The organism is Pseudomonas sp. RW409 (genome assembly GCF_003184125.1).
Classification (GTDB): Bacteria; Pseudomonadota; Gammaproteobacteria; order Pseudomonadales; family Pseudomonadaceae; genus Aquipseudomonas; species Aquipseudomonas chlororaphis_I.
In genome coordinates, this window is record NZ_QHHP01000021.1 from 1 (window position 1) to 20,138 (window position 20,138).

Here is a 20,138-nt window from a genome sequence, read left to right on the forward strand (position 1 = left end):
GCCGCCACACCCGCCGCCACCGCCTCCACCGCCGTCGGCCCGGCACCCCGCAGCCGCCTGCGCCTGGCCCTCGACCGCTTCGGCCTGCCGCTGGTTTTCATCCTGCTGTGCGTGGTCATGGCCTTTGCCAGCGAGTACTTCATGACCTGGCGCAACTGGATGGACATCCTGCGCCAGACCTCGATCAACGGCATTCTCGCGGTGGGCATGACCTACGTGATCCTGACCAAGGGCATCGACCTCTCGGTGGGTTCGATCCTCGCCTTCGCCGGCCTGTGCAGCGCCCTGGTGGCCACCCAGGGCTATGGGTTGCTGGCCGCGGTCAGCGCCGGGATGTTCGCCGGGGCGATGCTCGGGGTGGTCAACGGCTTCATGGTCGCCAACCTGTCGATCCCGCCCTTTGTCGCCACCCTCGGCATGCTCAGCATCGCCCGTGGCATGACCTTCATTCTCAATGACGGCAGCCCGGTCACCGACCTGCCGGACAACTACCTGGCCCTGGGCATCGGCAAGATCGGCCCGGTGGGCGTGCCGGTCGTGATCTTCGCCGTGGTCGCGCTGATCTTCTGGATGGTCCTGCGCTACACCACCTACGGCCGCTACGTGTACGCGGTGGGCGGCAACGAAAAGAGCGCCCGCACCTCAGGGATCGGCGTACGCAAGGTGATGTTCTCGGTGTACGTGGTCTCGGGCCTGCTGGCGGGCCTGGCCGGCGTGGTGCTCTCGGCCCGCACCACCTCCGCCCTGCCCCAGGCCGGCACTTCCTATGAACTGGACGCCATCGCCGCGGTGGTGATCGGCGGTACCAGCCTCTCCGGCGGCACCGGCAGCATTGTCGGCACCCTGTTCGGCGCGTTGTTGATCGGTGTGATCAACAACGGCCTGAACCTGCTCGGGGTGTCTTCCTATTACCAGCAAGTCGCCAAGGGTTTGATCATCGTGTTCGCGGTGCTCATCGATGTCTGGCGCAAGAAGAAACGTTGACTCCCCCCGTCCTTTCCATGGCACGACTACAACAATAACGGAGCTCCCCATGAAGCTTTCCTCCACCACCTTTGGCACCTCCCTGTTCGCCCTGGCCACGGCCTCCCTGCTCGCCAGCGGCATGGCCCTGGCCGAGGGCAAGCCCTACAAGATCGGCGCCGCGGTCTACGGCCTCAAGGGCCAGTTCATGCAGAACTGGGTACGCGAGTTGAAGCAGCATCCGGCGGTCAAGGACGGCACGGTGCAGATCACCGTGTTCGACGGCAACTACGACGCGCTGACCCAGAACAACCAGATCGAAACCATGGTCACCCAGCGCTACGACGCGATCATCTTCGTGCCGATCGACACCAAGGCCGGCGTCGGCGCCGTGGCCCGCGCCCAGGAAAACGACATTCCGGTGATCGCCTCCAATACCAAGGTCGCCAGCGCCAGCGTGCCCTATGTCGGCAACGATGACGTCGAGGGCGGCCGCCTGCAGGCCCAGGCCATGGTCGACAAGCTCCAGGGCAAGGGCAACGTGGTGATCATCCAGGGCCCGATCGGCCAGTCGGCACAGATCGACCGCGAGAAAGGCGAGATGGAAGTGCTGAAGAAGAACCCCGGGATCAAGGTCATCGAAATGAAGACCGCCAACTGGTCGCGCGCCGAGGCCCTGTCGCTGACCGAGGACTGGCTCAATGCCCACCCCAACGGCGGCATCTCCGGGATCATCGCGCAAAACGACGACATGGCCCTCGGCGCCCTGCAGGCCGTGAAGTCCCGCGGCCTGTCGCCGAGCGACGTGCCGGTGACCTCCATCGACGGCATGCCGGATGCGATCCAGGCGGCGAAAAAAGGCGAAGTCACCACCTTCCTGCAAGACGCCCAGGCCCAGTCCCAGGGCGCCCTGGACGTGGCCCTGCGCACCCTGGCCGGCAAGGACTACAAGCCGCAGTCGGTGATCTGGGAGCGTTATGCCCAGGACGTGAAATGGGAAGACGGCACCGACAAGCTGTACATCCTGCCGTGGGTGCCGGTAACCAATAGCAATGCCGACAGCCTGTACCAGCAGGTCGCCGGCAGCAAATAACCCCCTCTGTAGGAGCGAGGCTTGCCCGCGATAGCGTCCTTGCAATCGACGCATGCGTGGCTATGAGTCCGCCATCGCGGGCAAGCCTCGCTCCTACGAGACAGCGGTATTTTCAGCCATTCGTTTGCCATACAGGAGTCAACATCATGTCCGGATTCTGGGATCAGGCCTTCGACCTCAGCGGTCGCTGCGCGGTGATCACCGGTGGCGCCGCCGGGATCGGCCTGGCCTGCGCCACGCTGCTGGTGGAGCGCGGCGCCAAGGTAGCGCTGCTGGATCGCGACCCGGAGGTCGTCGAGATCGCCGCCCGCCTCGGCGCCGGGCACCTGGGGCTGGCCCTCGACCTGCGCCAGCTGGACCAGGTGCAGCATGCCGTGGACCGGGTCGCCGAGTACTTCGGGCGCCTGGATTTCCTGGTCAACAGCGCCGGCGTCGCCCTGCTGGACAAGGCCCTGGAAGTCAACGAAAACGCCTGGGACACCACCCTGGATATCAACCTCAAGGCCAGCTTTTTCGTTGCCCAGGCCTGCGCCCGGCACATGCTCGAACGAGGCAGCGGACGCATCGTCAACCTCGCCTCCCAGGCCGCCGTCATCGGCCTGGACCGGCACGTGGCCTATTGCGCGAGCAAGGCCGCGGTGGTGGGCATGACCAAGGTCCTGGCCATGGAATGGGCCGCCCACGGCATCAACGTCAACGCCGTCTCGCCGACCATAGTCGAGACCGCCCTGGGCAAGAAGGCCTGGGCCGGCGAACTGGGCGAGCGGGCCAAATCGCAGATCCCGGTCGGCCGTTTCGCCCAGCCCGAGGAAATCGCCGGGCTGGTGCTGTACCTGCTCAGCGACGCCGCGCAGATGATCACCGGAGAGAACGTGGTGATCGATGGCGGCTACAGCATCCAGTAATCGAGCGTTACTCCCATTCATGCAGTGAGGCCCGTCGCCATGTCCACCTTGTCCGCCGAACACCTGTCACCCGAGATTCCCAGCACCATGCAGGCCGTGGTCTGCCACGGCCCCGAAGACTACCGCCTGGAACAGGTGCCGGTGCCGACACCCGGCCCGGACGAAATCCTGACCAAGGTCGAGCTGTGCGGCATCTGCATGGGCGACATCAAGACCTACCGTGGCGCCCCCTCCTTCTGGGGCGACGCCGAGCAGCCGCGCTACGTCAAGCCGCCGATGATCCCCGGCCATGAGTTCGTCTGCCGCGTGGTGGCCCTGGGGCCGGGCGCGGAAAAACGCGGGGTGCAGGTCGGCGACCGGGTGATCTCCGAACAGATAGTGCCATGCTGGGGCTGCCGCTTCTGCAACCACGGCCAGTACTGGATGTGCCAGAAGCACGACCTGTACGGTTTCCAGAACAATGTCCAGGGCGCCATGGCGCAGTACATGATCTTCACCAGGGAAGGCATCGTGCACAAAGTGCCGGATGAGATTCCGCCGGACGAAGCCATCCTCATCGAACCCCTGGCCTGCTCGCTGCACGCCGCCGAGCGCGCCGACGTCGGTTTCGACGACATAGTGGTAGTGGCCGGCGCCGGCACCCTGGGGCTGGGCATCATCGGCGCGGTGCGGATGCGCAACCCCAAGCGCCTGATCGTCCTCGACATGAAGCCCGAGCGCGCCGAGCTGGCCCTGCGCCTGGGTGCCGATGAAGTCTGGAACCCGGCCCAGGAGAACGTGCTGGAAAAGATACGCGCGATCACCGACGGCTATGGTTGCGACATCTATATCGAAGCCACCGGCCACCACAAGGCTGTCAACCAGGGCCTGGCGATGCTGCGCAAGCTCGGGCGTTTCGTCGAGTTCAGCGTGTTCAACGACGAAGCCACGGTGGACTGGTCGATCATTGGCGACCGCAAGGAACTGGACGTGCTCGGTTCGCACCTGGGGCCCTACATGTACCCACGGGCCATCGACTTTATCGGCAAGCGCAAGATCGACATGCGCGACGTGGTCACCCACACCTTTGCCCTGGCCGACTTCAAGCAGGCCTTCGCGGTGATGGAGCGCGGCGACCGATCATTGAAGGTGGTGCTCAAGCCCTGAGGCCCCACTGCCTTCCAACCGGTTCGCCGACAAGCCCGCACCCGCGGACTCTCCCACTCCCTCCACGGGAGGCGAGCTTGCCGGCGATTCACTGCACAGCCGTGCAGCTAACAGGAACAAGGAAACCGCGTCATGAATCGAGTGATCAACGATCCGGACCAGGTGGTCGAGGACATGCTGCAAGGCATCCTCCTGGCCCACCCCGAACTGGCCCAATACGAGGCCAACCCACGGGTCATCCGCAAGCGCCGCCTCTCTCCGATCGGCCAGGTGGGCATCGTCACTGGCGGCGGCTCCGGCCATGAGCCGGCCTTTCTCGGCTATGTCGGCCCTGGCCTGGTGGACGCCGTGGCGGTCGGCGAAATCTTCTCCTCGCCCACCGCCAAGAGCTTCTTCGACGCCTTCCGCGCCGCCGACCAGGGCGCGGGCGTGGCCTGCCTGTACGGCAACTACGCCGGCGACAACATGAACGTCAAGCTGGCGATGAAGATGGCCGCCAGCAAGGACATGCGGATCCGCACCGTGGTGGCCAACGACGACGTGGCCTCCGCGCCCCGTGAAGAGATCGGCAAACGCCGCGGCGTGGCGGGCGAGATCTTCATGTGGAAAGTCGGCGGCGCGGCGGCCGCCAAAGGTTATGACCTGGACGGGGTGATCGGCGTCGCGCAAAAGGCCGTCGACCAGTGCCGTTCCATCGGGGTCGGTCTCACGCCCTGCACCATTGCCGCGGTGGGCAAGCCGAACTTCCAGATCGCCGACGGCATGATGGAACTGGGCATCGGCCACCATGGCGAACCTGGCATCCAGGTTGTACCGGTCGAGTCCGCCGCCGCCATGGCCGAGCGCATGCTCGCGCCGATCCTCGCCGATCGCGACTTCAGCCGCGACGACAGCGTGGTGGTGCTGGTCTCCGGCCTCGGCGCCACGCCGGTGATGGAGCTGTATATCTTCTACGCCGAAGTCGAGCGCAAACTCAGGGCCAGGGGCCTGAAGATCCATCGTTGCTATGTCGGCAATTACTTCACCTCCCTGGAAATGATGGGCGTGACCCTGACCCTGCTGGGCCTGGACGCCGAACTGAAAACCCTGATCGACCACCCCTGCCGCTCCATCGGCATGACCCAGGCGGAGTGAACCATGAGCCAGCATTTTTCCAGCCTCGACGGCAGCGCCATCGTCAACGACCTGGTGACGGTGATAGTCGCCAACCGTGAATACCTCAGCGAAGTGGATGGCGCCATCGGCGATGGCGACCACGGCATCAACATGGCCAAGGGTTTCGCCCACTGCGGCCGGGCCATCGCCGGCCGCCAGCTGGACCTGGCCGGCGCCCTCGACGAATTGACCCTGAGCCTGATGGAAGGCATCGGCGGCTCCATGGGCCCGCTTTACGGCAGCCTGTTTATCGGCATGGCCGACGAAGTGCGTGGCAGCCAGCAGATTGATGCTGCCCGCTTCGCCCGGCTATTGCGCGGCGGACTGACCTCATTGCAGGACATCACCGACGCCGGAGTAGGCGACAAGTGCCTGATGGATACGCTGATTCCCGCCGTGGAGGCATTCGAACAGGCCGAGGCCGGCGGCGCCTCGTTCAAGGAGGCCCTGCAGCGGATGAAAAGCGCGGCCTCCCAAGGCCGGGATTCGACCCGCGACCTGGTGGCGAAGATCGGCCGCGCCAGTCGCCTGGGCGAACGCTCGCTGGGGGTACTGGATGCCGGCGCCGTGTCCTGCTGCCTGATCCTCACGCAACTGGCGGACTCGATAGAGACGCGCCTGATCTGAAGCCCTGCGCGAGCAGGCTCGCTCCTGCAAAAGCGAGCCTGCCCGGGCACTCAATAGCGTCCGGGCAAAAGCCCGAGCTCCACCAGCTTGATATCGGTGTCACCCACTACCTGCACATGCTGGACGTTCTTCTCGTCCATGATGCCGGGACAGGAAACGACGATGGTTCCCCGGGATGGGATGGGACGCAGTTCAGCGACCTCCGGAAAGTCCGCCGCCGACAGCGGGTGCGGACAATAGCCGATCCAGCCGATGGTCTGCCGGTCCTGGAACACCCGCTGCTTGCGAAAATATTCGTTGGGGGCGACCACGCCCCAGGAAATTTCCGGCCAGAGACCGACCGCCGTGTTCATTAATTCGACAATGCCCTGCCGAGGATCCTGCAGGCAACGGACCAATGTCCCGGCTTCGGAAAACTCGATACCCGCGGGCAACGAGCCGCCGCTTCGTGCGTGATAGGTGATCGAAAGCCCGCCCTTGAGTGGATCGGATATCCCGTTCCACAGCACAAAACTCATGTCGTTGACGTCGAAGTCCGAGTCTTTCCAGGAGGCTATTTCCCGCCGCAGACTGTTCGGGTCGAGGAGCACATTGTGCGTCAGGCCATCATCCTTGCCTTCGGCGCATAAGAACCAGTTCTTGAGGATCGGGTCGATCTCGCCTATCGCCTTGAGAAAGGCCAGGCTCCTGTCGATTTGTTCCTGCTCGGTGACCTGGGCAATCTTCTGCTTATCGAAGCTCAGCTTGAAATTGAAACGTTTGAACGTATCCATGAGCACTCCATCCGGTCTCAGGCCATTAAGTCTGGGTTTTGCTTGTAGAACTCTTCCAGCTCCTTTTCCTCCTGGCGACGCACTTTCTGGTACTCCTCATGCTCCTTGGTGCCGGGCATCGGGTTCCAATAAGCCTTCAGGTTGGTGAGCCCACCCTCCTCGTATTTCTCGGAGCAATACTCGTAAACCACCCGCTGAAGAAAATGCCACTCGAGCATCACCGGCGGGCTGGGCTTGGCCTTGTCTGCCTGCTTGAACGCCTTCACGATCAGGTCCTTCTCAACGTTCTTGGCAGCCTTCGGATACTTGAAACCGAGGAAGATGAAGAATTCGTAGTTGGCCTTGGCTTCTTGCAAGGTACAGCGGTTTTTCACAAAACCATCCCAATCGGTACCACTCCACAGCCACTCCCAGGGAAACGGGAAGTTGGTCACCCACTGCTGGTAGCGGCTCGACAGGTCGCTCATGCTGTGCCCCTTGCCATTGACGGGAATGTACATATGCCCGTCTTCGGGAGGGCATTTCACGCAGTCCTTCTTCTGCCGTTTGCAGTCCCGTTCGGCCTCCTGGGTCCGGTCCCGGGTCCTGGCCGGCGCATCCGTCTTGGGCAAGGCCTCGGGCTTGGGCAACGGCATCGGTTGCGGCATGGGCCTTGGGGGCGGTAGCGGCCGGGGCACCACTTCCGGCGGTGGCGGTGGCACCGGCGACGGCCGGGGCGGCGGCATCGGTAACCGGGTCGGCGCGGGCATGGGTATATCGAAGGGCAGCCTCGGCCCGGTGCGAGGCAACGGCATACGCAACCCGCCGCTGATGGGAGGCGCCAGTTGGGCGACGGATCCGGAAATAAAACTGGTCATTCAGGCATCCCTGTCTTGAGTGCGGCCCGCCAGGCCCGTTGCCCCTGGACGAAATCCATGACGCTTTCGTAATCGCGAAAACGCTGCTCCGGGGTGTCGTTTACCGGCCTTTTCATCCACCGGATAAATCCGGGTGTTTCTTCAAAACCGGGAAACTGCAGGCCAAAGCGCATGAAGTTTTCAACCGCATCCGGCTCTTCGATTTGCAGGGCCCAGGCTTTTTCCCGGTAGTCCTTGAGGTACTGGATGGTCTGCCAATGCCCTTTTTGCTCTAGCCACTGAGGATTGTACTGACGTATCTCGAGCATGATCTTCTCGATCACCTCATTTTGCCGAACCCGCTCCAGCGCTTTCAGCTGGTCTGCCGTCAACTCAAGCATGGCGAGCCTCCTGCCCAACCCGGTAATACGTCTGGTATGCCAGGGCCAATGGCTGCCAGATCTGCCAGCGATCGAGCGGCAACATCAGGGCCATTCGCTGCTCACTGTCCAGGACACTCTCCAGGCCACGACGGACGGTCGGGTTGTAATAACGAAACAGCGCCATCCGACCATCCGGCAGGCGGCTGAACAAATGGGATTTGAGATGATTGCTCAACGCTTCAAAGGAGCGCTCGCTCCACAGCCACGAAACCAGCGGCGACTTCTGGTCCCGCTCGATCAGCCAGTCGAGCAGTTGCGTGGCCTCGGCACTATCCCCTACGAACTCCACCAGTGCCGGCCCGCCACGGCTGATTTCGTCCAGTTCGGTAGCGGCCAGCAACCACTCGACGCGGATCGCCGCCCCGGCCGCGTCCAGGCGATTCTCCAGGGTCATGTAACGGGCGCCATCCACCAGCACATAGAGCCGGGTTTCAGGATGCTGTTCCAGGCAATGACGGATATGGGTGCGAAATTGCAGAACATTCGGATCAGGTCGGCGTCCATTGCCTGAAGCACTCATGGTCAGTTCCCCAGGCTCTGCAGCGGGACAAAGGTTTCATTGCGCTGTGCCGCCGCCAACAGGCACGGCAGACAAAGCCCGGGAATCTTGACCACTGGAGCGACCGCAGCAGCGCTGACCTGCTGCCCGATGATCACGCTTCCCGATCCGCTCACCACCACATTCCCGTGGTTGCCCGTCGTCCCCAGGGTCGCGACCGGCAATCCATTGATCAGCACATTGGCAACCACGCCGCTGACCAGGGCACTGCCGCAGGCCGTGGTGTCCGTCATCCGCGCTGCACTGAGCCCATCGAACAATACGTCAGGCGAACCCGAGACAATCGGGTTGCTGGCGTGCCCGGGCAATGGACAAGCGGTCATATCCGTGACACGGGCCGCAGGTTTTCCACTCATTGGCAATCTCCTTCATCCGTTAGGTATTGCATGTTGTCCCTACGCCATCGATCTGGAAGAGGCCAAAGCGCCAACAGGCATCCTCCACATCGAATAATGCAAGCTGGCTGGCCATCGAACCGGGAGCCTTGACGGGGGGCGACATCTGAAGCGCATCAGCGACAGTCCGCTCCATGGCGGCTGGCGCCCAGTCATCCAGTTCGTTGAGCTGCCGGTTGTAGTCCGGTACGCCAACACTTTTATAGGCGTTCAGCAGGTACTCGGGTAATTCCGTATCCGACCATTGCAGGTAGTAACCCTGGTCATCCAGGAAGGGCCGGGTCCAGGCAGTCAGCCCGACCGGAATCATTTCCTGTTGATCGGTGCTGAGGAGGCAGTCGCCCTGAGCCGCGAAACCCAGGCAGATATTGAGTTTCAGCCAGCCATCGGCGTGGCTGAGAAGCTGGGTAGGATCGAACAGCCGAAGTGGCACCACACGATAGTGGCGCAGATGGGAAGAACGCAGGTAGATCTCCGCATCCAACCGGGAAATGAACACTCGAACGATGGGTGCATCAGGGTCGCCGACACAGTTTATCTGCACCGGATCCAGGGCAAGATGATCGTGAATGCCTGTGACGGTGACCAAGCCATAAAGACGAATTGAGGATCTCAGTCCTTGAAATCGAACCATCCTGCTTCCTCCAAGCAGCGCGATCTGTCGGTCGCTCCATTGAGTCCGCCACTCTAGCAACGATGAATTGCGCAAGAAGTTGCGCAGTTGCGCTCAAAGCCTTGTGCCCACGGGCCCCGACGAATTCTTTACAAAAAATTTCAAGAGCATTGGCCTCTGACCTGCTCGATATACCGCGCCACCGCGGGCGCCTTTTCGAAGCGGCGGTGGATCAGCGACAGCCAGGACGACGCCGCGCTGCCCTGGATCGGCCGGTACAACACATTGGGCAACCCCACGTGCCCGACCACCGACTCCGGCACCACGGCCACGCCCTGACCCAGGGAGACCAGGGCCAGCACCGCCACCAGGCCGCCGGGCTGCGGCCCCAGTTTCGGCGCATAGCCGCCCTCGGCCGCGACCTGCAAGGTGCCGCTGATCTGCTCCGGAAGGACGAAAGTCTCGTTGTGCAGATGGGCCGGGGCGATCTCCGGCAAGCGTCCCAGCCAGGACTCGGCGGGCAGCGCCAGGACAAAACCTTCGGCATCCAGGCGGACCGCCTCGACCCCTTCGGGCAGGGTCATGGGCGAGCGGATGTAGCCGATGTCGAAGCGTCCCTCGGCCACCAGGGCCGGCAACGCCGCCATCGGGCTTTCGCGCACGCTCAGGCTGACGTCCGGGCAGTCCTGGCTGAAGCGCTGCACCTGTTTTTGCAACAGCCCCGAATACACCGCCGAGGCCACGTAGCCCAACTCGATATGGCCGATCTCGCCGCGCCCGGCGCGCTGGGCGTTACGTTGCGCGAACTCGAACTGGCGCACCGTGGCCTCGGCCTCGCGCACCAGGGCGGCGCCAGCCTCGGTCAGGCTGACCTCGCGCTGCTGGCGCACGAACAAACGGGTGCCCAGGGCCTGCTCCATGTCCTGGATCTGCCGGCTCAGGGTCGGCGGCGAGATGCCCAGCTGTTCGGCGGCGCGGGTGAAATTGCGTTGCCGGGCCACCGCCAGGAAATAGCGGAAATGACGGATTTCCATAAGTACGTTAGCTCAAAGGTAATGAAGTGCTCCAGCGCGCCTAACAGAGCGGGCGAAAGCCCGGGATAAGCTGGCTGGACCTTTACAGTAGAGAGCCTAAGCCATGCACGTCAAACCTCTGTTTCTGGCCCTGATCACTTGCTGCAGCGTGCCCGCGACTTTCGCCGCCGAGAAAAACGCCGACGTTGCCCAAAAGGCAATCCTCAATTTCGCCACCGCCCAGCAACTGCTCAACGCCGCCCAGGAAACCGCCACGGCCAAGGGCTGGCCCTGCGCCGTGGCAATCGTCGACGACGGCGGCTGGCCGATCCTCAGCGCGCGCATGGACGGGGCGCCGGTGGTGGCCGGCATCGAGCTGGCCCAGGGCAAGGCGCGCACTTCGGCATTGTTCAAGCGCCCTTCCGGCGACCTGGAAAACGCCATCAACGGCGGGCGCCAGGCGGCCATCACTTCGGGCCTGCTGATGATGAAAGGCGCGCAGCCGATCCGCGTCGACGGCCAGGTGATCGGCGCCATCGGCATCAGCGCCGACACCCCGGCCCACGACGATGAAATCGCCCAGGCCGCCCTCGCCGCGCTGGATCAACGGGTGCAGCCATGAGGCCAGCCAGCCCGCGCCTGACCCTGCTCACTGCCTCCGGGGTGTGTTCGCTGATCGTGCTCGACACCAACATCGTCGCGGTGACGCTGCCGAGCATCGCCCGCGACCTGGGGGCCAACTTTGCCGATATCGAGTGGGTGGTCAGCGCCTACATGCTGGCCTTCGCCGCCCTGCTGCTGCCGGCGGGCAGCCTGGCCGACCGCTTCGGGCGCAAGCGCACCCTGCTCTGTGGCCTCGGGCTGTTCATCCTCGCCTCGCTCGGCTGTGGCGCCGCGCCCAACGTGCTGTTGCTCGACATCGCCCGGGCGATCAAGGGCGTCGGCGCGGCGCTGCTGCTGACCTCGGCCCTGGCCACCATCGGCCACACCTTCCATGACGAGGTCGAACGGGCCAAGGCCTGGGCGTTCTGGGGGGCCTGCATGGGCGTGGCGATGACCGCCGCGCCAACCGTTGGCGGCCTGATCACCGAGTCCATCGGCTGGCGCTGGATTTTCTACCTCAACCTGCCGGTGGGCGGGCTGCTGGTGCTGATGGTGTGGCGCGCGATACCGGAGTCCCGCGATACCCAGGCCGCGCGCCTCGATCCCTGGGGCAGCCTGGCCTTCAGCGCCAGCCTGCTGTGCCTGATCTGGGGCCTGATCGAAGCCAATCGCATCGGCTGGAGCCACCCGCTGACCTACACCCGGCTGTTGGCCGGCGTGGCGCTGCTCGGATTGTTCGTGCTGATCGAACGGGTGCAGCGCCGGCCCATGGTCGACCTGCAGCTGTTCCGCCATCCGCGCTTTATCGGTGCCCTGCTGGGGATGTTCGCCTACGCCGGCTGCGCCCAGGTGATGATGACCCTGCTGCCCTTCTACCTGCAGAACGGCCTGGGCTTCTCGGCCATCGCCTCGGGGCTGGGCATGCTGCCATTTGCCCTGACCATGCTGATCTGTCCGCGCATCGGCGTGCGCCTGGCGACGCGTTATGCCCCGGCGACCCTGATGGCCGCCGGCCTGACCCTGGTCGGCTGCGGCAACCTGCTCGCGGCCTGGGCCGTGCAGGCTGGCGGCTACCTGAGCTTTGCCCTGGCCATCGCGGTGACCGGCGCCGGTGCCGGCCTGCTCAATGGCGACACGCAGAAAAACATCATGGCCTGTGTGCCCCGCGACCGCGCCGGCATGGCCTCGGGCCTGAGCACCACCATGCGCTTCAGCGCCATCATGCTGGCCATCGGCGTGTTCGGCGCCCTGCTCGGCAGCCATACCCAGCAACGCCTGCACGTCAGCCTGGGCAAGAGCGCCACGCCATGGCTCGACCAGGCCCAGGCCATCGCCTCACGGGTGGTGGCCGGCGACATGCCCGCGGCCCTGGCACTGCTGCCCGACTCCGCGAAAGGGCTGGTCGAACCCCTGGCCCGCCAGGCCTTCGTCGACGGCTTCGGCGTGGTGCTCTGGGTCGCCGGGCTCCTGGCGCTGCTCGCGGCGGTAACGGTCGGTACGTTGATGCGCAACCCCATCCCGCAGCCGCGGCCGTTGACGCTGAGCGTGGAGTGAAATCAGGTGGGACTCGTCATATGGCCACTGAAATCGCTCGGTGGCCATGACCAGGCCCCATAACCATCGTCCGCCTGCAAATGCATCGCCTGAGTCGCGGGCGGGCGCGCAAACTTCAAGTACGCCCCTGGCAGGTGTTGCTGCTCGACCAGTTGAACAGCAGCGGGCGCACGCGCCAGTACCGACAGGAAATGGCCTGGTAATAGCCGATGCAAGGGCGCAAGCGAGGGGACGCTCTCGAGTGAAAGGACGGGGCACCCGAGTAAACGCATCCGTCCGTCGGCTGGTAATGCTCAATTCGCGCAGCGGATCGCAAAAAACCAGCAGCGCAGCCAGCAAAAAAATACGCCGCTGCTAGGATTCTTGGCGGACCTCCCCCCTAATAATAAGGAGTAACACATGAGAGTCGTCCCCCTTGCCCTGGCTTGCGCCCTCACCCTCGGACTCGCCGGTTGCAACTCCATTGCCGGCAAGACCAATACCCTGAGCGATGAACAGATCAAATCCCAGACCAGCGGCGCCCTGGGTTATGCGCCCTCGGACGTCAGCATCGTCAGCCGTCGCACCGAAGGCACCAACACCTACGTGGCCTTGAAAACCAACGACAACAAGGAGTTCAACTGCATCATCAACGGCGGCAACCTGCTCACACTGGGCATGACCAACCCGCCTTCCTGCGCCAGGAAAGGCGAAGCCATCCGTTCCGCTCCTTTCGGCGGCTGAAACGCTGATCCGGGGCAGTCGTCGACCGGCTCATGGCCGGACTGCCCTCACCCCCATCACACCCCATCGATATGCCGGTACTGCGCATCCAGTTGCTGCGCCAGCTCGCGAGCGCGTCCGAGGCGGATCGGCCCGCGTTCGATATCGATCAACAGGGTCGGGCAACCGAGGTGCGCCAAGGGCGGCAGGGTCTTGAGCCGGCCGTCGGTGAGCAACAGTACCCGCTGCTGTTCGGCCGGATAGCGCTTCTGCCGCGAAACCAGCCATTGCCCCGCCTCGGCCAAGGCCGCCAGCAACGGTGTGCCGCCGCCCGCGCCCAGCCCGTCGAGCCAGTCGCGCAAATCCTTCGAGGCCTTCAGCCCCTGCACCTGCCAGTTCGGCGCGCGGCCGCTGGCGGTCAGCAAGGCCAGGCGTGCGCGCTGTCGGTAGGCATCGTCGAACAGCTGGGCCAGCAGGCCCTTGGCATCGCTCAGCGCCTGATGGCGGCGGGTCGAGGCCGATGCATCGACGATTACCAGCCACAGTTCATGGGGCGAACGGCCGCGCAGGTGCCACAACAGGTCGTCGCGCTGGCGGGGCCGGCCGTTGAGCAAGGTGCCTGGCCAGTTGATCGAACCCTGGACGGCCGCCCGCGCGCGGCCTTGCCTGCCCTGGTCCAACCGCCCGGCGCGGGGTTTGGCATTCGTCCCCACGTCGGACCGGGGGCGAATGCCTAGGGCTTTTTTGGCCAGCTCGGCACTTCACGGCGAGCGCCGGTGGCCAGCGCCTGGGCCGGCAGCTCGCCCCATTGGCCCTGGCCCTCGGCGGGGCTGGATTGGGCCGGGGCTGGTGCTTGAGGCGGCTGCGGCTGATGGGCCGCGCTCGGCGGGTTGTCACGACGGCGGTGGCGCAGGGCGAATTCGGCCACCGCGTCTATGTCCTGCTCCTCGATGGCCCGGGCACCGCGCCAGGCCGCATGGGCGCGGGCGGCACGCAGCCAGACCAGGTCCGCGCGCAGGCCGTCGACGCCCGCGGCGAAACAGCGTTCGGTGATCCGCTCCAGCGCCTGATCGTCCAGGGCAATCTCCGCCAGCAACCCCCGCGCCTGCTGGCAGCGCTGGCGCAGGGCCTCCTGCTCGGCAGCCCACTGCTGGCAGAAGCCCTGGGGATCACTGTCGAAATCCAGCCGCCGGCGAATGATCTGGCCCCGTTCAATGGGCAGCGTCTGGCCGCTCAGGGCGACATTCAGGCCAAAGCGGTCCAGCAGTTGTGGACGCAGTTCGCCCTCTTCCGGGTTCATGGTGCCGATCAGCACGAACCTGGCCGAATGCCGGTGGGAAATACCGTCGCGCTCGATCAGGTTGGTGCCGCTGGCGGCCACGTCCAGCAGCAGGTCCACCAGATGGTCCGGCAGCAGGTTCACCTCGTCGACATAGAGCACCCCGCCATCGGCCTTGGCCAGCACCCCCGGGGAAAACTGCGCCCGGCCTTCGCCCAGGGCCGCGTCCAGGTCCAGGGTGCCGACCAGGCGTTCCTCGGTCGCGCCCAGGGGCAAGGTGACGAACTGCCCGCTCGCCAGCAGGTCCGCCAGGCCGCGGGCCAGGGTCGACTTGGCCATGCCCCGCGGCCCCTCGATCAACACCCCGCCGATTTTCGGGTCGATGGCCGTCAGGCACAGCGCCAGTTTCAGGTCATCGGCGCCGACCACGGCGGACAGCGGGAAATGTGGGGTATCGCTCATGTCGGTTCTCGGTTGGGTCGAGTCGGGTGTCGTTGGCCAGATCGTTATCGCGAGCAAGCTCGCTCCTACAGGTAATCACGCTTCTGTAGGAGCGAGGCTTGCACGCGATCGAGGACGCGGTCCTCGGGCACGTCAGCCATCTTCTTCTATATCCAGCAGCAGGTTTTCCAGGGCCTCGCGGTACTCACCGGGCTCCTGCCACATCCCGCGCTGCTGGGCCTCGAGCAGGCGCTCGGTCATATCGCGCAATGCATGGGGGTTGTGCTGCTGGATGAATTCGCGGGTCGCCGGGTCCAGCAGATAGGCGTCGGCCAGCAAGGCGTACTGGTGATCGTCGATCAGTTGGGTGGTGGCGTCGAAGGCGAACAGATTATCCACGGTGGCGGCCATTTCAAAGGCGCCTTTGTAGCCGTGGCGCTTCACCCCTGCGATCCATTTCGGGTTGGCCGCGCGGGAGCGGATCACCCGGTTCAGCTCTTCCTTGAGGCTGCGGATTTTCGGCAGGTCCGGCTGGCTGTGGTCGCCATGGTAGCTGGCGGCCTTTTCGCCACTGAGGCTTTCCACGGCGGCGAGCATGCCGCCCTGGAACTGGTAGTAGTCGTTGGAATCCAGCAGGTCGTGTTCGCGATTGTCCTGGTTCTGCAGCACCGCCTGCACCTGGCTCAGACGCTGGGCGAACTGGCCACGGGCCGCGGTGCCTTCATCGGCGCCGCCATAGGCGTAGCCGCCCCAGTTCAGGTAGACCTCGGCCAGGTCCTCGCGGCTCTGCCACAGGCGACCGTCGATAGCCCCCTGCACACCCGCGCCATAGGCCCCGGGTTTGGCGCCGAAGATCCGCCAGCCGGCCTGGCGCTGCGCGGCCTCGGCATCCAGGCCGGACTGCAGCAGCGCTTCGCGCTCGGCGCGGACCTTGGCCGCCAGCGGGTTGAGGTCGTCCGGCTCGTCCAGCGCGGCCACCGCCTGCACGGCGGCGTCGAACAGGCGGATCAGGTTGGCGAAGGCATCGCGGAAGAACCCGGACACCCGCAGGGTCACGTCCACCCGCGGGCGGTCCAGCAGACTCAGCGGCAGGATCTCGAAGTCATCGACCCGCTGGCTGCCGGTGGCCCACACCGGACGCACGCCCATCAGCGCCATGGCCTGGGCGATATCGTCGCCGCCGGTGCGCATGGTCGCCGTGCCCCACACCGACAGGCCGAGCTGGCGCAGGTGGTCGCCATGGTCCTGCAGGTGCCGTTCGAGGATCAGGTTGGCCGACTGGAAACCGATGCGCCAGGCGGTGGTGGTCGGCAGGTTACGCACGTCCACCGAATAGAAATTGCGCCCGGTGGGCAGCACATCCAGGCGCCCGCGACTCGGTGCGCCACTGGGCCCGGCCGGTACGAAACGCCCGCCCAGGGCATCCAGCAAGCCGCGCATTTCCGCCGGGCCGCAGGCATCCAGGCGCGGCGCCACCACCTCGCGCAGGCTGTCGATGATCGCCTTGACCTCGCTCCAGGCGGGCTCGTTCAGTTGCTCGACTTCGTCCGACAACGCGGCTTCGATCAACTGCCCGGCGAACAGCTCCAGGCGTTCGCGGGTATCGCCGGCAGTGCGCCACAGCTGCTCGCTGATATCCTGCAAGACCTGTGGCCGGCGCCCGCTCCAGGGCTCGGCCAGGGCGCAATCCAGCGGATCGAACCCCAGCTCGAAGGCCTTGGCCAGGGCCCGCAACAGGCTCGACTGCGCGCCCCGGCCATCGCCGCGGGGAATGCGCAGCAAGGCCAGCAATGTATCGATGCGCAGGCGGCCCACGGGCGACTCGCCGAACACATGCAGGCCGTCGCGGATCTGCGACTCCTTCAGGTCGCACAGGTAGGTATCCAGCCGTGGCAGCCAGAGCGCGGCGTCGGCCTCGCTATCAAGCGGCCCGTCCAGTTGCAGTTCGCGGTCGAGCCGGGTCACCCGCACCAGCTTGAGAATGTCCTTCTGCAGCTCGCGGGCGCGGCGCGGGTCAAGCAGTTGCGCTTCGTAGTACTCGTCGGCCAGCAGCTCCAGGTCGCGCAGCGGGCCGTAGGTTTCGGCGCGGGTCAGCGGCGGCATCAGGTGATCGATGATCACCGCCTGGGTCCGGCGTTTGGCCTGGGCGCCCTCGCCCGGGTCGTTGACGATAAACGGATAGATATTCGGCAGCGGCCCCAGCAGCACATCCGGCCAGCAGCTTTCGGACAGGCCGACGCCCTTGCCCGGCAGCCACTCCAGGTTGCCGTGCTTGCCGACATGGATCAGCCCATGAGCGCCGTAGGTCTGGCGCAGCCAGAAATAGAACGCCAGGTACGCGTGGGGCGGCACCAGGTCCGGGTCGTGATAGACCGCGCTCGGATCGACCTGATAGCCACGTGCTGGCTGGATGCCGACGAAGGTCAGGCCAAAACGCAGGCCGGCAATCATCAGCCGCCCGCTGCGGAACATCGGGTCGTTTTGTGGCCCGCCCCAGCGTTCGAGCACCGCCCGGCGATTGGCTTCGGGCAGCGCGTCGAACATGGCCTGGTACTCGTCCAGCGCCAGGCTTTGCTGGCACGGGCGCAGGTCGAGGCTGTCCAGGTCGTTGCTGACCCCGCCGAGCAATTGCTGGATCAGCGCTGTACCGCTGTCCGGCAACTCGGCCGGCAGTGGGTAACCCTCGGCTTGCAGGGCACGCAGGATATTCAGCGCCGCCGCCGGCGTGTCCAGGCCCACGCCGTTGCCGATGCGGCCGTCGCGGGTCGGGTAGTTGGCAAGAATCAGCGCGATGCGTTTTTCGCCATTGGGCAGCCGGGCCAGATCGACCCAACGCCGCGCCAGTTCGGCGACAAAATCCATGCGCTCGGGGGCCGAGCGGTAGCAGACCACGTCCGACTGGCTGCGCTCGCTGCGCCAGGCCAGGTCCTTGAAGCTGATGGGGCGGCTGATGATGCGCCCGTCCAGTTCCGGCAAGGCAATGTGCATCGCCAGGTCCCGCGGGCCCAGGCCCTGCTCGCTGGCGCGCCAGCCGGGCTCGTTGTCCTGGGCGCAGATGGCCTGGATCACCGGGATATTGCGGCGGAACGGCCGCAGGTGCGGCGCCTCCGGGCTGGACTGGGCAAAGCCGGTGGTGTTGAGAATCACCGCCGCCTGCACTTCATCCAGCAGCTCCTCGACTACCGTCAGGCAACCGGGTTCTTTCAGGCTGGCCAGGGCGATCGGCAGCGGGTTCAGGCCCGCCGCCTGCAAGCGCCGGCAGAACTCATCGATAAAGGCGGTGTTGGCCGCCTGCAAATGCGAGCGGTAGAACAGCAGCGCCGCCACCGGCTGGCCGGCCCGCCAGTCGGCTTGCCAGTCGCTGAGGGCGGCGCTGCTTCTGTGCGGGTGGTAGATCGCCGTGCGCGGCAGGGTCTGCGGCTCGGACCAGTAATAATCGCGCCCCAACCAGCCACTGGCCAGGCAGCGGTACAGGTTCAGCGCATTGCCCATGCCACCCTGGCGCAGGAAGTGCCAGAGGCGCTCGCGGTCGGCGGCGGGCACCGTGCTCAGGTCGCTCAGCTCCGGGTCCGGGCGATCGTCGCCCGGCACCAGGATCAGCTGCACGCCGCGTTGCGCCAGCTGCACCAGTTGCTCAATGCCATAACGCCAATAGGCGATGCCACCGTGCAGGGAAATCAGGATCACCTTGGCGTGGCGCAGCACCTGGTCGACATACAGGTCGACCGAGGCATGGTTCTGCACCTGCATCGGGTTGGCCAGGCGAAAGCTCGGGTAGTCTTCCGGCAGTTGCTGCGCCGCTTCGGCCAGCAGCGCCAGGCTGGAGTCGCCGCTGCACAGGATCACCAGCTCGGCGGGGGTTTGTCCCAGGTCGGCAATATTGTCATCCGACACGAAACCGCCGGGCTGGGTCCTGAGCAGGTGCATGGCTTACACGCTGAGCGCGGCGCGCAATTGCGCTTCGAGCAGGGTCGCGTCCAGTTCCTGGCCGATCAGCACCAGGCGCGTGGTGCGGGCTTCATCGGCGCCCCACTGGCGGTCGAAGTGCTTGTCGAAGCGCGTGCCCACACCCTGGATCAACAGGCGCATCGGCTTGTTGGGGATCGCCGCGAAACCCTTGACCCGCAGGATGCCGTGCTGCACCACCAGTTGGGTCAGGGCGTCCAGCAGCAGGCTTTCGTCGGCCTGTGGCAGCTCGATGGAGATGGAATCGAAGGCGTCGTGATCGTGGTCGTCATGCTCCCCCTCAACAGCAGCGTCACCGTTATGGTGGTGATCGTGGTGGCTGTGGCGGCCGTCGATGTGTTCTTCCGAACCCTTGCCCAGGCCCAGCAGCACGTCCAGCGGCAGGCGACCGCTGCTGGCTTCGATGACTTTCACCGCCGGCGGTAGTTCCTCGGCGACTTCCAGGCGCACCTTGGCTAGGTCTTCCGGGCTGATCAGGTCGGCCTTGTTGAGGATCACCAGGTCGGCGCTGGACAGTTGGTCGGCGAACAGCTCGTGCAGCGGCGACTCGTGGTCGAGGTTTGGGTCGAGCTTGCGCTGGGCGTCCACCTGGTCCGGGAAGGCAGCGAAGGTGCCGGCGGCCACGGCCGGGCTGTCGACCACGGTGATCACTGCGTCGACGGTGCAGGCGCTGCGGATTTCCGGCCACTGGAAAGCCTGGACCAAAGGTTTGGGCAGGGCCAGGCCGGAGGTTTCGATGAGGATATGGTCGAGGTCGCCGCGACGGGCCACCAACTCGCGCATCACCGGGAAGAACTCTTCCTGCACGGTGCAGCACAGGCAGCCGTTGGCCAGCTCGTAGACGCGGCCGCTGGCCTCTTCCTCGGTACAACCGATGGCGCACTGCTTGAGGATCTCGCCGTCAATGCCCAGCTCGCCGAACTCGTTGACGATCACCGCGATGCGGCGGCCCTGGGCGTTGTCCAGCATATGCCGCAGCAAAGTGGTTTTGCCCGAGCCGAGGAAGCCGGTAACGATGGTGACGGGAAGTTTGGCCAGTGTTTTCATCGGATGCCCTTTGGCAAGGTGGCGG

General features: G+C 65.3%; 21 protein-coding genes. 10 read left to right on the forward strand and 11 right to left on the reverse strand.

Annotation, left to right across the window (positions count from 1 at the left end; genetic code table 11):
* From DK261_RS08795 to dhaL, 6 genes are all read left to right on the forward strand, one after another.
* A partial coding sequence (locus DK261_RS08795) for an ABC transporter permease (RefSeq protein ID WP_371923065.1) occupies positions 1-984 on the forward strand: 984 nt, incomplete at its 5' end.
* Between the two features lie 49 nt (positions 985-1,033).
* Positions 1,034-2,056, forward strand: coding sequence for a substrate-binding domain-containing protein (locus tag DK261_RS08800; protein WP_038633483.1), 1,023 nt, complete (start codon positions 1,034-1,036; stop codon positions 2,054-2,056).
* A 146-nt stretch (positions 2,057-2,202) separates the two neighbouring features.
* A complete protein-coding gene (locus tag DK261_RS08805) occupies positions 2,203-2,961 on the forward strand; it encodes an SDR family oxidoreductase (protein WP_110175595.1) in 759 nt (252 codons plus the stop codon).
* A 39-nt stretch (positions 2,962-3,000) separates the two neighbouring features.
* Positions 3,001-4,107 carry an erythritol/L-threitol dehydrogenase gene (locus DK261_RS08810; RefSeq protein ID WP_016705338.1) on the forward strand — a complete coding sequence of 369 codons (1,107 nt, stop codon included), beginning with the start codon at positions 3,001-3,003 and terminating at the stop codon, positions 4,105-4,107.
* Between the two features lie 132 nt (positions 4,108-4,239).
* Positions 4,240-5,241 carry a dihydroxyacetone kinase subunit DhaK gene (locus DK261_RS08815; protein WP_101282776.1) on the forward strand — a complete coding sequence of 334 codons (1,002 nt, stop codon included), beginning with the start codon at positions 4,240-4,242 and terminating at the stop codon, positions 5,239-5,241.
* Positions 5,242-5,244: 3 nt separating this feature from the next.
* Entirely contained in the window at positions 5,245-5,889 is a 645-nt protein-coding gene (dhaL, locus tag DK261_RS08820) for a dihydroxyacetone kinase subunit DhaL (RefSeq protein WP_038633491.1), read from the forward strand.
* 50 nt (positions 5,890-5,939) lie between these two features.
* Here dhaL and DK261_RS08825 read toward each other — a convergent pair whose 3' ends face one another.
* From DK261_RS08825 to DK261_RS08865, 7 genes are all read right to left on the reverse strand, one after another.
* On the reverse strand, positions 5,940-6,662 hold the full coding sequence (locus DK261_RS08825; protein ID WP_038633494.1) for an Imm52 family immunity protein: 723 nt from the start codon (positions 6,660-6,662) through the stop codon (positions 5,940-5,942).
* Between the two features lie 17 nt (positions 6,663-6,679).
* Positions 6,680-7,519 carry a Tox-REase-5 domain-containing protein gene (locus DK261_RS33500; protein ID WP_269147507.1) on the reverse strand — a complete coding sequence of 280 codons (840 nt, stop codon included), beginning with the start codon at positions 7,517-7,519 and terminating at the stop codon, positions 6,680-6,682.
* A complete protein-coding gene (locus DK261_RS08840) occupies positions 7,516-7,899 on the reverse strand; it encodes a hypothetical protein (protein WP_016705343.1) in 384 nt (127 codons plus the stop codon). The genes DK261_RS33500 and DK261_RS08840 overlap by 4 nt, the downstream gene beginning before the upstream one ends.
* Entirely contained in the window at positions 7,892-8,461 is a 570-nt protein-coding gene (locus DK261_RS08845) for a DUF4123 domain-containing protein (protein WP_231103260.1), read from the reverse strand. The genes DK261_RS08840 and DK261_RS08845 overlap by 8 nt, the downstream gene beginning before the upstream one ends.
* A 2-nt stretch (positions 8,462-8,463) precedes the next feature.
* Positions 8,464-8,856: a PAAR domain-containing protein gene (locus tag DK261_RS08850; RefSeq protein ID WP_016705345.1), complete on the reverse strand. Its 393-nt coding sequence runs from the start codon at positions 8,854-8,856 to the stop codon at positions 8,464-8,466.
* Between the two features lie 19 nt (positions 8,857-8,875).
* Positions 8,876-9,529 (reverse strand): hypothetical protein, encoded by a 654-nt coding sequence (locus DK261_RS32850; RefSeq protein ID WP_124301834.1) that lies wholly within the window; start codon positions 9,527-9,529, stop codon positions 8,876-8,878.
* Positions 9,530-9,669: 140 nt separating this feature from the next.
* Complete coding sequence (locus DK261_RS08865) at positions 9,670-10,542, reverse strand: LysR family transcriptional regulator (RefSeq protein WP_110175596.1); 873 nt, start codon at positions 10,540-10,542, stop codon at positions 9,670-9,672.
* A gap of 103 nt (positions 10,543-10,645) precedes the next feature.
* On the opposite strand from DK261_RS08865, the gene DK261_RS08870 reads away from it, so the two are divergent.
* The 4 genes from DK261_RS08870 (at position 10,646) to DK261_RS08885 (ending at position 13,401) form a co-directional block, all read left to right on the forward strand.
* A complete protein-coding gene (locus DK261_RS08870) occupies positions 10,646-11,143 on the forward strand; it encodes a heme-binding protein (RefSeq protein ID WP_009049655.1) in 498 nt (165 codons plus the stop codon).
* Positions 11,140-12,678 carry an MFS transporter gene (locus DK261_RS08875; protein ID WP_053269380.1) on the forward strand — a complete coding sequence of 513 codons (1,539 nt, stop codon included), beginning with the start codon at positions 11,140-11,142 and terminating at the stop codon, positions 12,676-12,678. Before DK261_RS08870 ends, DK261_RS08875 begins: the two co-directional genes overlap by 4 nt.
* 80 nt (positions 12,679-12,758) lie before the next feature.
* Positions 12,759-12,881, forward strand: a complete 123-nt coding sequence (locus DK261_RS33505; RefSeq protein ID WP_016705350.1) for a hypothetical protein — start codon at positions 12,759-12,761, stop codon at positions 12,879-12,881.
* Positions 12,882-13,077: 196 nt separating this feature from the next.
* Positions 13,078-13,401 carry a hypothetical protein gene (locus tag DK261_RS08885; protein WP_009044456.1) on the forward strand — a complete coding sequence of 108 codons (324 nt, stop codon included), beginning with the start codon at positions 13,078-13,080 and terminating at the stop codon, positions 13,399-13,401.
* Between the two features lie 56 nt (positions 13,402-13,457).
* Here the strand turns inward: DK261_RS08885 and DK261_RS08890 are convergent, their stop codons facing one another.
* The 4 genes from DK261_RS08890 to cobW all read right to left on the reverse strand — a co-directional run bounded on the left by DK261_RS08890 (position 13,458) and on the right by cobW (position 20,113).
* Positions 13,458-14,060 carry a VWA domain-containing protein gene (locus DK261_RS08890; RefSeq protein WP_177411711.1) on the reverse strand — a complete coding sequence of 201 codons (603 nt, stop codon included), beginning with the start codon at positions 14,058-14,060 and terminating at the stop codon, positions 13,458-13,460.
* Between the two features lie 53 nt (positions 14,061-14,113).
* Positions 14,114-15,121 carry an ATP-binding protein gene (locus DK261_RS08895; protein WP_101282777.1) on the reverse strand — a complete coding sequence of 336 codons (1,008 nt, stop codon included), beginning with the start codon at positions 15,119-15,121 and terminating at the stop codon, positions 14,114-14,116.
* Positions 15,122-15,253: 132 nt separating this feature from the next.
* Entirely contained in the window at positions 15,254-19,027 is a 3,774-nt protein-coding gene (gene cobN, locus DK261_RS08900) for a cobaltochelatase subunit CobN (protein WP_110175597.1), read from the reverse strand.
* Between the two features lie 3 nt (positions 19,028-19,030).
* Positions 19,031-20,113 carry a cobalamin biosynthesis protein CobW gene (gene cobW, locus DK261_RS08905; RefSeq protein WP_041986100.1) on the reverse strand — a complete coding sequence of 361 codons (1,083 nt, stop codon included), beginning with the start codon at positions 20,111-20,113 and terminating at the stop codon, positions 19,031-19,033.
* Positions 20,114-20,138: the final 25 nt, after the last annotated feature.

Excerpts from the sequence above, each read along its gene's own strand:
- DK261_RS08800 (WP_038633483.1), top strand. The coding sequence starts at position 1,034 with ATGAAGCTTTCCTCCACCACCTTTGGCACCTCCCTGTTCGCCCTGGCC.
- DK261_RS08805 (WP_110175595.1), top strand. The coding sequence starts at position 2,203 with ATGTCCGGATTCTGGGATCAGGCCTTCGACCTCAGCGGTCGCTGCGCG.
- DK261_RS08810 (WP_016705338.1), top strand. The coding sequence starts at position 3,001 with ATGTCCACCTTGTCCGCCGAACACCTGTCACCCGAGATTCCCAGCACC.
- DK261_RS08815 (WP_101282776.1), top strand. The coding sequence starts at position 4,240 with ATGAATCGAGTGATCAACGATCCGGACCAGGTGGTCGAGGACATGCTG.
- dhaL (WP_038633491.1), top strand. The coding sequence starts at position 5,245 with ATGAGCCAGCATTTTTCCAGCCTCGACGGCAGCGCCATCGTCAACGAC.
- DK261_RS08825 (WP_038633494.1), bottom strand. The coding sequence starts at position 6,662 with ATGGATACGTTCAAACGTTTCAATTTCAAGCTGAGCTTCGATAAGCAG.
- DK261_RS33500 (WP_269147507.1), bottom strand. The coding sequence starts at position 7,519 with ATGACCAGTTTTATTTCCGGATCCGTCGCCCAACTGGCGCCTCCCATC.
- DK261_RS08840 (WP_016705343.1), bottom strand. The coding sequence starts at position 7,899 with ATGCTTGAGTTGACGGCAGACCAGCTGAAAGCGCTGGAGCGGGTTCGG.
- DK261_RS08845 (WP_231103260.1), bottom strand. The coding sequence starts at position 8,461 with ATGAGTGCTTCAGGCAATGGACGCCGACCTGATCCGAATGTTCTGCAA.
- DK261_RS08850 (WP_016705345.1), bottom strand. The coding sequence starts at position 8,856 with ATGAGTGGAAAACCTGCGGCCCGTGTCACGGATATGACCGCTTGTCCA.
- DK261_RS32850 (WP_124301834.1), bottom strand. The coding sequence starts at position 9,529 with ATGGTTCGATTTCAAGGACTGAGATCCTCAATTCGTCTTTATGGCTTG.
- DK261_RS08865 (WP_110175596.1), bottom strand. The coding sequence starts at position 10,542 with ATGGAAATCCGTCATTTCCGCTATTTCCTGGCGGTGGCCCGGCAACGC.
- DK261_RS08870 (WP_009049655.1), top strand. The coding sequence starts at position 10,646 with ATGCACGTCAAACCTCTGTTTCTGGCCCTGATCACTTGCTGCAGCGTG.
- DK261_RS08875 (WP_053269380.1), top strand. The coding sequence starts at position 11,140 with ATGAGGCCAGCCAGCCCGCGCCTGACCCTGCTCACTGCCTCCGGGGTG.
- DK261_RS33505 (WP_016705350.1), top strand. The coding sequence starts at position 12,759 with ATGCATCGCCTGAGTCGCGGGCGGGCGCGCAAACTTCAAGTACGCCCC.
- DK261_RS08885 (WP_009044456.1), top strand. The coding sequence starts at position 13,078 with ATGAGAGTCGTCCCCCTTGCCCTGGCTTGCGCCCTCACCCTCGGACTC.
- DK261_RS08895 (WP_101282777.1), bottom strand. The coding sequence starts at position 15,121 with ATGAGCGATACCCCACATTTCCCGCTGTCCGCCGTGGTCGGCGCCGAT.
- cobN (WP_110175597.1), bottom strand. The coding sequence starts at position 19,027 with ATGCACCTGCTCAGGACCCAGCCCGGCGGTTTCGTGTCGGATGACAAT.
- cobW (WP_041986100.1), bottom strand. The coding sequence starts at position 20,113 with ATGAAAACACTGGCCAAACTTCCCGTCACCATCGTTACCGGCTTCCTC.